The sequence below is a fragment of the Novosphingobium sp. ERW19 genome (assembly GCF_012641315.1).
Taxonomy (GTDB): Bacteria; Pseudomonadota; Alphaproteobacteria; order Sphingomonadales; family Sphingomonadaceae; genus Novosphingobium.
In genome coordinates this window covers 472,117-484,170 of sequence record NZ_JABAIC010000003.1, presented here as the reverse complement: position 1 = coordinate 484,170, position 12,054 = coordinate 472,117, and the positions used below count along the sequence as shown (strand labels likewise).

Here is a 12,054-nt window from a genome sequence, read left to right as displayed (position 1 = left end):
CCGCAGCTGTCAGTTAGGAAATCGATGCTCCGCAAACTACTTCTCGCCGCCGCCGCTCTCGCCCCGACTATCGCCCACGCGCAGGTCGAACAGGCACAGACCGTCCCCGGTTTCGCCGATTTCCTCGCTGTCGATGGCGACGCGGTCTGGGCGACCAATCGCGGCAAGGTGGAAAAGTGGTCGCGCACCGGGAAACTTGCGGAAGTGGCGATCGCCCGCCCCTGCGGCGCGATGACCGTGGCCTTCGGCTCGCTGTGGGTGGCCAATTGCGCCGATGGCTCGCTAGTGCGTATCGATCTCGAAACGGCGAAGATCACCGCCACGATCCCCACCGGCATCGCCAACCAGAAGCAGGGCGAACTGATCGTCGCCAATGGCGCAGGCGCGATCTGGCTGGCAAGCAAGCCCGAAGGCGCCGTTGCCCGCGTCGATCCAAAGACCAACGCTGTCGTGGCCTCCATCCCGGTGGACGCCGACACTTGGTACGTCACTTACGGCTATGACGCCGTCTGGGCAGTGAGCGCCACCAGGCAGACGCTGCAGAAGATCGATCCCGCCTCCAACACCGTCGTCGCCCGCGCCGCATTGGGCACGATGCCGGGCTTCCTTGCCGCTGGCGAAGGTGGCGTATGGGTGCAGGAACAGGGCGACGGCACGCTTGTCCGCGCCGATCCGGCCACGGGACAGGTCGTCGGGCGGGTCAAGGTCGGCGCGAACCTCAAGTGGGGCGACATCGACACCGGCGGCGGCATGGTCTGGCTGCGCACCACTGACGATCAGGTCTGGGCGGCGATCGACCCGGTGACCATGACCGTCGCGCAGCGTGGCGGCAAGCCTGCCGGAAGCGGCGCGCTGCGTTACACGCCCAAGGGCATATGGACCTCGGCGCACGACGTGCACACGCTGTCATGGTGGCCTGCAAACGGATTGGCGGCAGCGCCCACCCCCTGATCTGTCGCCCCTGCCCCCAAGTTCACTAACCTATGTTGTGACATCTCGGCCAGCAGCGTCCTACTTCGCCATAACTGCCGCTTTTTCAATGGCTCAGCATTGTGCAGGGATTGCCACGAGGGCAAACTCGGGCAAGATGGATGCGCGCAGCCATCCTGCTGCGCCTGCACATGCCGAAAGGGCAATGGGGGATGCATCCGGGTCGCCAGAAGGGCGAAGCGCACCTGTTTGGCCGGTGGCCGTTCTCGCTGTGCCACGTCTTCATGGGCCAGCCGGTCCATAGCGTGCTGTCGGCGTTCGGCCTGATTGCGCTTGCTCTAGTGGTTCGCATCGCCATGGGCACGCCGCCGCCTGCGCCGCTCCTGCCTTTCTATCCATCCATTGTCATCGCGACGTTTCTTGGCGGCCGCCTGCCGGGGTACACGGCGGCGTTCCTCGCGTGGTTGTGTGCCGGTTACCTATTCCTCGATCCCGGCGCTGGTCTCCAAATGCAGCCGGGCGCGCCGCTCGCCATGCTGGTTTACATCCCCAGCACCATAATCGTCCTCGAAGTCGTGCACTCGCTCTGCACCGGCGCGATGAACCTCATCGCGGCCAAAGCGGCGCTTGAACGCGAAGGTCGCGATCAGGCGGAACAGAAGGCCCATCTGCTGGGCGTGATCGACGAGTTGCAGGCGATCTATGACGAGGCCCCTGTCGGCGTGGGCCTGCTTGATGGGGATCTCAAGTTCGCGCGCATCAACACGGCGCTGGCCGAGATGAACGGCTTTTCGACAGAGGAGCATCTCGGAAAGAGCGTCTGGGACCTTCTCCCCGACCTGCGCTCCTCGGCCGAACCGCTGCTGCGCAAGGTCCTGGAGAGCGGCGAAGTGCTGCGCGGGGTCGAGATCACCGGCGAAACCCCGGCGCAGCCTGGCGAGAAGCGCACCTGGTCGGAGGTGTTCTACCCCGTCCACGGCGCGGACGGTTTCCGCCGCGGCGTCGGTATCTTCTGCGTCGAGATCACCGATCTGAAGCAGGCGCGCGAACGGGAAGACCTGCTCACACGCGAAGTCGATCACCGCGCGAAGAATCTGCTCGCGGTGGTCCAGTCGATCGTCCAGATGATGAAGGCGCAGGGCACTGTCAGCGATTTCAAGGAAGCCCTGATGGGGCGCATCGCCGCCATCAGCCGCGCCCACAGCCACCTTTCGGAGAACCGCTGGAACGGCGTGAGGTTGCAGGCCCTGATCGAAGACGAACTGACCCCTTACGGGATCGACTTCGCGCTCGGGGACGAAACCTCTAACCTCATTCTCACGTCGGCCACCGCCCAGGCGCTCGGCATGGTTCTGCACGAGCTGGCGACCAATTCGGCAAAGTACGGGGCGCTTTCAACGCATGGCAGCGTTGAGGTTACCTGCACCAGCACGTCCAGAGATGACGCGGCACTGGTGCTGACATGGGCCGAAACGGGTGGTCCACCCGTCTCGGAACCGTCCGTACGCGGTTTCGGAACGCGCCTGATAGAGCGGTCCGTCACCCACGGTATCGGAGGGGAACTGGATTACCAGTTCCGCCCCGAAGGCGTATTCTGCGCCATCAGCATTCCGCGCACGGCACTGCGATAGGGTCAGATCATGCGCGGCGTGGTCGCGTTGTGGCCACCATTGCGTTGCAGCACTTCGGAAACCTGACGGCTGTCGGCAAAGTCGTCCTGCACCGTCACCACCACAGCGCCGTCCTTCATGCGGTCATTGTAGTAGGTCGCGTCATCGTTGCTGATGCCGTGCTTGGTCAGCACTTCGTTGAGCGAGCCGCCGATGGCACCCAGCGCCGCACCGATGCCGATTGCTTCAGGCACGGCCGAAGCGGCAATCGCACCTGCCGCAGCCAGCGGGCCGACGCCGGGGATAGCCAGTGCCGCCACGCCCAGCCCGGCGCCCAGCGCGCCACCGCCAAGAATGCCGCGCAACACGTTGCGGTGATGCTCGTCGGTCACTTCGCCATCACCAGAGCGGGTCGTGGTCGTGCCACCGTGGTGGGCGATCACGGACATCTGCGTGTCACGTACTCCAAGCCCGCGCAGATCGCTGACGGCGCGTTCGGCTTCGGCGTGGGTGTCGAAAATGGCGGATGCCGGCATATCAATCTCTCCTGAGGCGTTGAGCGGAGAGAAGCCCTGTGCCCGGCCGCTGTTCCGCCCCGAAGGACGAACCGACCGGCCCATGCGACGGCATCGCCCGCTGGCCGGGCTCTGCCAACATGGATCAATGGTTGGAGATATGCGTGCCGAGATGCTTGCCCGCGAGATAACCGAAGGTCAGCCCCGGTCCGAGCGTACCGCCCGCGCCGCCATAGACCTCGCCGAGCACCGCCGCCATGGCATTGCCGGCGGCATAAAGCCCCGGGATCGGGTTGCCGCTCCAGTCCACCACCTGCGCGTCGGCATTGGTCTTCGGGCCACCGGCCGTGCCCAGAGCGCCCGCTTCCATCTTCACCGCATAGTACGGTGCCTGATCGATCATGCCCAGCGTGCGGTACGGCGGGTCGAACGCCATGTCGCCCCACATGTAGAAGTTGTCGTAGGTGGTGTCGCCGCGGTTGAAGTCGTCGTCATGGCCGTTGCGGACCATCTGGTTGAACCGCGCGACTTCGGCCTCCAGGCCCGCCGGATCGATGCCAGCCTTCTCGGCCAGTTCCGCCAGCGTCGCCGCCTCGATGGCATAGCCCGGCGTGGGTGAACCCGGCTGCGAGTTGAACAGCGGGTACTTGTCGCGATAGCGCTGGTCGATGATCAGCCAGTACGGCAGGTTCGCGTATTCGTGGGTGCCGCCCTCGAAGGCATGGAGCGACTTGCCCAGAGCATTGTAGTTGGCCGCCTCGTTGACGAAGCGCTTGCCCTTGCGATTGACGAGGATCGCGCCGGGACGCGCGCGCTCGTCCGAACCCAGCATGTAATTGGGCTTGGCATTGCGGTGCTGCGGCTTGAACTCCAGTGCGCTCTGCATCCAGAAGGCATTCTGCATGTTGCCAAGCTGCGCGCCGGCCTCGATCGCCATGAGCAGGCCGTCGCCTTCGTTCTCGGGCACGCTCACCGGGCCGGTCAGTGGTCCGCGGATGAAGGCCTTGACCAGGGTCTCGTTCCACTCGAACCCACCCGTGGCGATGACCACGCCGCGCCGCGCCCGCACGCGGAAGTCCTTGCCATTCGCGTCCTCGGCCACCACGCCGATCACCCGCTCACCGTCCTTGACCAGCTTGCGCGCACGCTTCTCGAACTCGACCGGGATGTTGCGCTCGATCACGCCGAGGAACAGCGAGCCGACCAGCGCCTGCCCCAGCCCGCGAAAGTCACCCGCCTCGCGCTCGGCCAGCGTGGCTTCGTCGAGCGTGCCACGCGTCGCTTCGATCAGGCTGCCGCGCAAGGGATAGGCCATCTTGCTGGGATTGACCCGTGCCCCCCACTTGCCCAGCCGGGCAAAGCTGAACGCCTCGTTGTCCAGCGAACGCCCGCCATCGGGCTTGGCCCCGGGCGAATAGGGCTGATAGTCCGGAAAGTCGGAAAACGAGGCCATGCGCACCGGCGTATTGTCTTCAAGGAAGCGCAGCATTTCCGGCCCGCCCTGCATGAACGCCCACAGCGTTTCAGGATCGAGCGCGCCCGGCGCCAGGCTGTCGAGATAGGCGACGACGTCCTCGTCGGACTCCTCGATCCCCGCCGCCAGCTGATGATGGTTGCCCGGAATCCACAGCATCCCGCCGGACATTGCGGTGGTGCCACCGACCATGCCAGAACGTTCGAGGATCACCACTTCCTTCGCGCCGTGATCATGGGCTGCGATGGCGGCCGTCAACGCCGCACCGCCTGATCCCAGTACGACCACATCCGCTTCGAGGTCCCACGTCATCTCACCGCCGCTCATCTGAATTCTCTCCGGAAAAATTCTTCTGGTGTTGAGTGCAACTTCAGCGGCCCTGCCGCCCCTCGATCCAGTCATTCAGCACTTCATGGAAGAACCGGATGCGTGTCTCCTGATCCGAGAGGTAGGCGTCGGTGTACCCGCGCGAGTGCATCCCCGCCTGCATCGCCTCGGCCAGCTCCATGTCCTGATAGACGATCTGCCCGGCCAGTTCCGGCACCCCTCGCCCGCCGTCGAACACGCGGTGTTCGCATTCGGCCACTTCGCGCAAGGGTTTCATCCCCGCCATGATCGACTGGACCTCGGTCTGACCTTCCACCGGGAAAGCCATGCACCACAGGTCGAAGTAGCACTTCTCCGGATCGGTCGCGTGCGGTTCGCTGCGGAACAGGATCAGGTTGTCGGGCAGGAAGCTGATCGTCACGTTGGGGAACATCACCGTGTGCGGGCTGTCGGTGATTTCCTCGTCGTCCATGTGCTCGTAGTGGAGATAGCCCTTCTCGCGCCACAGCTTCTGCTTGGCCGCCTTGAGATCGAGCCAGCCCTGCATCGCGAAGTCCTCATAGGTCGCGTAAGACGCGGGATCGATGTCCCACTTGGCCAGCTCGGCCTCGAACATCGCGTTGCCGCCGCCCTCGGGCCGGTCCGACAGCGAGGGCCGCATGGGTTGCACCGTCCGGCCATGGCCCTTGGGCCACATTTCGTGCCGCGCGGAGTCCACGTCCTGATCGATCCACGGCGGCACTTGCGGGTGTGCGGTGCGGGTGTGGTAGCTTTCCGAGAAGTTGTCGGTGACGAACTTCCAGTTGGCGTTGATCTCGATCCGGTACCACGCCACCCGCACGGCCTTGTCCATCGGGTAGTTCTTGTACAGCTCTGGCATCGGCTCGAGGAAGTCCATCAACGAAGGACTGTCGTCCGACATCGAATACCACACGAACCCGCCCCAGCTGTCGCAGCGCAGCTCCTTCAGCTTCAGCTTGCCGCAGGGGTTGCCCGCCTTGAAATCGACATCGGCGTCCTGGGCATGTTCCAGCACCCCGTCGATGCCCCACTTCCAGCCGTGGTAAGGGCAATGGAACGCCTCGACCGAGCTGGAATCGTGGACCATGCGCATGCCGCGATGGCCGCAGGAATTGTAGAACGCGCGGACCGAGCCATCCTCCTGGCGGACCGCGATCACCGATTCCTTCATGAAGTTGTGGACGAGGAAATCGCCGGCCTCGGGAATGTCGGCAGTGCGCCCGGCAATGTGCCAGATGCGCGTCCACATGTGGTCCCATTCCTTCTGGGCAAACTCGGGCGAATAGTACCGGTCACCGGTGATCGCATCGCCGCGCAGGTGCGATGGATCGCGCCCGTCCATCGGCAGGGGAACGTGTCCGCGAATGCTCATCATGCGTTCTCCCTCACGCCGCCCAGTGGGCATGGACCGGGTCCTGCGGCCCGAAGCAGCCCCGGATCGTCAGCGCCTCGTAGAAGCCATCGCGCTGCATCGTCGATTCATGCGAATGGCTCCAATCGGCCACGAAGGTCCGGCTCTGGATCAGCCAGCGCCCGTCACGGCGGACATAGCGGTCGATATAGCGCCCGCCGGTCAGCACTTCGGTCCCGGCCTGCACCGATTGCGCGATCACGTAATGCTCGCCCACCGCTTCATCGCCGCGCACGTCGACCCATTCGTTGGCCACCGAATGGAAGCACATCTCCAGATTGCCGGAAACGAACGCGGTGATCTCGCGGGCAAAGTCCTTGCCCGATCCGTTGACCACGCCCGAAATCACCGTGGAATCCTCGGTGAAGATCGAGGCGAGCAATTCGGCATTGGCCCGGTCCACCCCGCGCGCATAGGCCATGCACAAGTCGTGAATCTCGGCGCGGGCGAGCGCTGCATCCAGCGCGGCTTCCTTGTTCGGTGACGTGGACATCGTTGTATTCCTTGCACTTGCGGCGTGGAAGGCGAGCAGCGCCCGGCCGGGATCGGCGGCACCCTTGCCGCCTGCGGGGACGAAGTGATCAAAGCCTGTCGGCGGATCGGCGCGCACGGCGCTGTTCGGGCGGTTCACATTGCCGTCGAGCACATAGGTCCGATGGCACAGCCGCCATTCCCCATCGCGACACTCAAGCCGGTCAAGATAGCGCCCCAGCACGAACCGCTGCAGCTCAGCCTCCTCGACATAGGCGATCACATAGGATTCCGAAGTCGCCCGCTCGCCATCGACCCTGATCCAGCAGTTGGACGTGCGATGCAGCGTCGGCAGCGCCCCCTTCTGCGCGCCCGCCAGAATCTCCACCAGCGTCGCGGCAGGCCCTGCATAGAACCCGTAGTCTACCGTCGCATCGGCATGATAGGCCGAACCCAGCAGGTTCGCATCCGCCCGATCCACACCCCGGCTGTGATTGGCCAGCGCATTGAGAATGCCATGGCGCGCGATCAGATCATCGGCAGTCAACACCGTCCCGGCACTCCACTCTCCCAGCCCTTTGAAAACAGGACCTTGCTTTGAGCCTCCAGAAATTCCGGCAGCCTTGCCGGTTTCATCGCAGAGGGGAACGGCCAATGCCTACTGGCGCTTTTGGCAGGGATGGCGTGGATCGAGGCAATCCCTCCCCTTTTTACAAGACGCAAAAAAGTAGGATCCGCGGCAGCTGTCCGGAACGCTATTCAAAAGCGGCCGGCCAGGAAACGACGCCATTGCTCGATTGCGCACAAGGAAGCTATCGAACCCCATGAGCAGCCCATCCATTGAGAATTTGTGGTCGAGTCTGTGGTCAGCCCGCTTTGGCGTCGAGGACGTTCGACTACGTTTCGAACTTGGCGGCGAAGAGTTTGATAACACTTCACAGCCAGTTCCTCGATTTCTTCAGGCGCACCGTCGTGCATCGACCGTCGCCGACGCGCTTTTCTCTGAGAACTGCATAGGCGTTGTGGCTTGGAATGGCCGCCTGCCAAATCAGCCTGGTCTCCCTGACGAGGTGAAAGACGGGTTCGTGGCTCTTCAGTCCAGCGGATTTGATGCGCCACAGATCAGCGAATGGCAGGCAACCCTTTATCCGGATCCCGACGATGAGAGTGATGTCTGGGACATCCGCAGCTACGATCTGGGTCCTAACAGGAACGCCCGCGACGCCCTTCTGTGGCATGCGATAGCGTCAGAAATGCCCATCTTTCCTAGCGCTCCAGTCGTTACCTTTCTGATCGACCCCAAAAAGTCTGTCATGCTGCACGTTTACGATGATCGCGGAATGGATGTTAGTGCTTATGATTCCGCAGCACTTCACGGGGTTTACTCTGGCTTTGCAGACTGGCTCCTCGACTACGATCGTGAGCGTATGTCAAAGCTGTTCTGACACTTGAGCGACCGGTGCTTCGCGCCCGAAAGGCGCGCATCCGGCCCCCACCTCAAACTCCGTCGTCCCGGACTTGATCCGGGACCCCGCTTTTCATGCACCAAAGCACGCACTCGAGACAAAAAGCGGGATCCCGGGTCGAGCCCGGGATGACGTAAAAGGAGGCGAACAGCCCCTCACCCGATCATCATCAAGCTCGCATTGCCCCCCGCCGCCGTCGTGTTGATCGAGGTCGAGACCTCCTCCAGCAACCAGTCGCAATTCCACGCCAGCGGCGCGCCCGGATCGGCCGCGTGGACGGTGACGATCGGCCCGTCCAGCGCCGCCACTTCGGCCAGCACCGCCCGCACCCGCTCCGTCCCGCCTTCGACCAGCGCGACCGACGCGCCTTGCGCATCACCGGTAAACCGCCGCGCCACGCTCTCCGGCAGCCCGTCCGGCAGGGCCATCCCCTGCACCACGCCGCGATTGCCGGTGGCAAGCACCGCCGCCATCTGCTCGATCAGCCCGCCCCGCGTCTCCGGCACCAGCAGCACCACCCCGCGCGGATGCAGCGCATAGAGATTGCGCTCGCCCACCGGCCCCGCCAGTTCCAGTTCCGCGCCCAGCGCCGAGGCATCGGCATAGCGCCGCGCCTTGCGCGCCAGTTCGGCCTCGCCCTGCCGGTCGAGCCAATCGGCAAAGTCCTGCACCGCCCCCGGAACCCGGCTCCCGCGCGCCGCAAACACCGGCGCGCGCCGCACCAGCCGCCCGAGATAGAGCGGCCCACCCGCCTTCGGTCCCGTCCCCGATAGCCCGCGCCCGCCGAACGGCTGCACGCCGACAATCGCGCCGATCACATTGCGGTTGATGTAGATATTGCCCACGCGGATGCGCGCGGTGACGTTCGCCACCGTCTCGTCCAGACGCGTGTGCAACCCGAAAGTCAGGCCGTAGCCACTGGCGTTGATCTCGTCGATCAGCCGGTTGAGCCCCTCGCGCCGGAAGCGCAGCACGTGCAGCACCGGCCCGAACACCTCGCGCCCAAGGTCCGCCATGGAGCCGATCTCGATCACCGTCGGCGCCACGAACGTCCCATGCGCGCAATCCTCCGGCAGCGCCACCTGGCTCACCTTGTGCCCCCGCGCCCGCATCGCCTCGACATGCCGCTCGATATTGGCCTGCGCCTCCGCCGTGATCACCGGCCCGACATCGACGTTCAGCGCATCGGTCCGCCCGATCCGCAGCTCCTGAAGCGCCCCCTTGAGCATGGCGAGCGTCCGGTCCGCCACCTCTTCCTGCAGGCACAGCACCCGCAGCGCCGAACACCTCTGCCCCGCACTGTCGAAGGCCGAGGCGATGACATCGGCCACCACCTGCTCGGCCAGGGCCGAACTGTCGACCACCATCGCGTTCTGCCCGCCGGTCTCGGCGATCAGCGGGATCGGCTTGCCCTCGGCTGACAAACGCCCTGCCAGCTGCCGCTGGATCAGCCGCGCCACCTCGGTCGATCCGGTGAACATCACCCCCGCCGTCTGTTCCGCACCCACCAGCGCCGCGCCGATCGCGCCATCGCCGCAGAGCAGTTGCAAGGCGTCCTCCGGCACCCCCGCCTCATGCAGCAGGCGCACTGCTTCGGCGGCGATCAGCGGGGTCTCCTCAGCCGGCTTGGCCAGCACCGCGTTGCCCGCCACCAGCGCCGCCGCGACTTGTCCGGTGAAGATCGCCAGCGGGAAGTTCCACGGACTGATGCACACCACCGGCCCGAGCGGCACTTGCGCAGCGCCGAACGTGGCCCTCGCCTGCGCGGCATAATAGCGCAGGAAATCAATCGCCTCGCGCACTTCGGCAATGGCATTGGGCAGGGACTTGCCCGCCTCGCGCATGATCAGGCCAAGCAGCACCGGCATCCGCGCCTGCATCGCGTTCGCCGCCCGCTCCAGCCGCACCGCCCGGCTCGCCACCGGCTCATCCGCCCAGCGCGAAGCTGCCGCGCGTGCCACTGCGGCAGCGGCCTGCTCCGGCGAGACTTCGGCCACATGCCCCACCACGTCGCGGTGATCCGCCGGGTTGAGTACCGCCCGCCCCTCGCCCACCCCCGCACGCCAATCCGCCGCAGCACTGGCCTGCAACTGAACCGTCAGACCTTCCAGCACCGCCTCGGAGGCCAGATCCAGCCCCGCCGAATTGCGCCGGTCAGCATAGAGATCGCACGGCAGCGCAATCCCGTCATGCCGCGCCCCCGGCTGCGGCATCGCCCGCACCACCTCCACCGGATCGGCCACCAGATCCGCCACCGGCACCGCCGGGTCACCGATGCGGTTCACAAAACTGCTGTTCGCCCCGTTTTCCAGCAGCCGCCGCACGAGATAGGCGAGCAAAGTCTCATGCGTCCCCACCGGCGCATAGATGCGGCAGGGCCGGTCCAGCCTGTCCGCGCCGACGACCTGGGCGTAGAGCGGCTCGCCCATCCCGTGCAGGCACTGGAACTCGTAGTCCTCCGCGCGATAATCCGGCCCGGCAAGGTGGTAGATCGTCGCCAGCGTCTGCGCATTATGCGTGGCGAACTGCGGGAACACCGCATCGGGCGCCGCCAGCAGCTTGCGCGCGCAGGCTATATAGGCAACGTCGGTATGGACCTTGCGGGTATAGACCGGAAAGTCTTGCAGCCCCTCCACTTGCGCGCGCTTGATCTCGGCGTCCCAATACGCGCCCTTGACCAGCCGCACCATCATCCGCCGCCCGGCCCGCCGCGCCAGATCGACGATCCAGTCGATCACCATCGGGCAACGCTTGCCATAGGCTTGGATCACGAAGCCCAGCCCCTGCCAGCCCGCCAGCTCGGGATCGGTCGCGAGGCTCTCCAGCAGGTCGAGCGAAAGCTCCAGCCGGTCGGCCTCCTCGGCATCGATGTTCAGCCCGATGTCATAACCCATGCACAGCTTGGCCAGCGCCTTTACCCGCGGCAGCAGCTCGTCCATCACGCGGCTCGCCTGCGCCCGCGAATAGCGCGGATGCAGCGCCGAAAGCTTGATCGAGATCCCCGGACCTTCCACGATCCCGCGCCCTGCCGAAGCCGCGCCGATCACATGGATCGCCTTCTCGTAATCGGCATAATAGCGCGCCGCGTCCGCCGCCGTCGTCGCCGCCTCGCCCAGCATGTCGTAGCTGTAGCGGAAGCCCTTGGCCTCCAGTTCGCGCGCACGGCCAACCGCTTGCTCGATGGTCTCGCCAGTCACGAACTGCTCGCCCATCATGCGCATGGCAAGGTCCACGCCGCGCCGGATCACCGGCTCCCCGGCCCGCGCCACCAGCCGCGTCAGCGCCGCGCCAAGGCCCCGATCGTCTACGCTGCTGACCAGCTTGCCGGTCACCGCAAGCCCCCACGATGCCGCGTTGACGAACAGCGAGCGTCCGCCGCCGAGATGCGCGCTCCATTCGCCATCGGCAATCTTGTCACGGATCAACGCATCGCGTGTCGCCGTATCGGGAATGCGCAGCAGCGCCTCAGCCAGGCACATCAGCGCCACGCCCTCCTCGCTGGAGAGCGAATATTCCTGCACCAGCCCTTCCACGCCCGTCCCGCGATGCTCGCTGCGCAAAGCCGTCACCAGCTCGCTCGCCGTCGCGCGAATGTCCGCGCGCATGTCGCCGGGCAGCGTCGCCGCGCGCAGCAAGGGCGCAAGCGCCTCGGCCTCGTCGATCCGCGCGGCCGCGGTGATCGCGCGGCGCAGCGGCGTGACAGGACGGACAGGCGGGGCGAACGAGGCGAATGGCGTGATCATGCGCATTGACATACCACGAGCCTTGGCGGCAATCTGACCGAACAAGGTTCATATCCGAGCCTGATTACCTTTTATTCTGGTCAATC

The 12,054-nt window shown here is 65.4% G+C and carries 8 protein-coding genes; 3 read left to right on the top strand and 5 right to left on the bottom strand.

The window, feature by feature from the left end:
- The first annotated feature begins 24 nt into the window (after window positions 1–24).
- Together HGI46_RS08435 and HGI46_RS08430 are read left to right on the top strand one after the other, a co-directional pair.
- A complete protein-coding gene (locus HGI46_RS08435; RefSeq protein ID WP_168903795.1) occupies window positions 25–951 on the top strand; it encodes a YncE family protein in 927 nt (308 codons plus the stop codon).
- A gap of 140 nt (window positions 952–1,091) precedes the next feature.
- Window positions 1,092–2,561 carry an HWE histidine kinase domain-containing protein gene (locus HGI46_RS08430; RefSeq protein WP_168903794.1) on the top strand — a complete coding sequence of 490 codons (1,470 nt, stop codon included), beginning with the start codon at window positions 1,092–1,094 and terminating at the stop codon, window positions 2,559–2,561.
- A gap of 2 nt (window positions 2,562–2,563) precedes the next feature.
- Here the strand turns inward: HGI46_RS08430 and HGI46_RS08425 are convergent, their stop codons facing one another.
- From HGI46_RS08425 to HGI46_RS08410, 4 genes are all read right to left on the bottom strand, one after another.
- A complete protein-coding gene (locus HGI46_RS08425; protein WP_168903793.1) occupies window positions 2,564–3,076 on the bottom strand; it encodes a hypothetical protein in 513 nt (170 codons plus the stop codon).
- Window positions 3,077–3,200: 124 nt separating this feature from the next.
- Window positions 3,201–4,856 (bottom strand): FAD-binding protein, encoded by a 1,656-nt coding sequence (locus tag HGI46_RS08420; protein ID WP_168903792.1) that lies wholly within the window; start codon window positions 4,854–4,856, stop codon window positions 3,201–3,203.
- 43 nt (window positions 4,857–4,899) lie between these two features.
- Window positions 4,900–6,249 carry an aromatic ring-hydroxylating dioxygenase subunit alpha gene (locus HGI46_RS08415; RefSeq protein WP_240946642.1) on the bottom strand — a complete coding sequence of 450 codons (1,350 nt, stop codon included), beginning with the start codon at window positions 6,247–6,249 and terminating at the stop codon, window positions 4,900–4,902.
- Window positions 6,250–6,262: 13 nt separating this feature from the next.
- Window positions 6,263–7,309 carry a nuclear transport factor 2 family protein gene (locus HGI46_RS08410; protein WP_168903790.1) on the bottom strand — a complete coding sequence of 349 codons (1,047 nt, stop codon included), beginning with the start codon at window positions 7,307–7,309 and terminating at the stop codon, window positions 6,263–6,265.
- Window positions 7,310–7,583: 274 nt separating this feature from the next.
- On the opposite strand from HGI46_RS08410, the gene HGI46_RS08405 reads away from it, so the two are divergent.
- Complete coding sequence (locus HGI46_RS08405) at window positions 7,584–8,204, top strand: DUF3885 domain-containing protein (RefSeq protein ID WP_168903789.1); 621 nt, start codon at window positions 7,584–7,586, stop codon at window positions 8,202–8,204.
- 176 nt (window positions 8,205–8,380) lie between these two features.
- Here HGI46_RS08405 and putA read toward each other — a convergent pair whose 3' ends face one another.
- On the bottom strand, window positions 8,381–11,974 hold the full coding sequence (gene putA, locus HGI46_RS08400; RefSeq protein WP_168903858.1) for a trifunctional transcriptional regulator/proline dehydrogenase/L-glutamate gamma-semialdehyde dehydrogenase: 3,594 nt from the start codon (window positions 11,972–11,974) through the stop codon (window positions 8,381–8,383).
- Window positions 11,975–12,054: the final 80 nt, after the last annotated feature.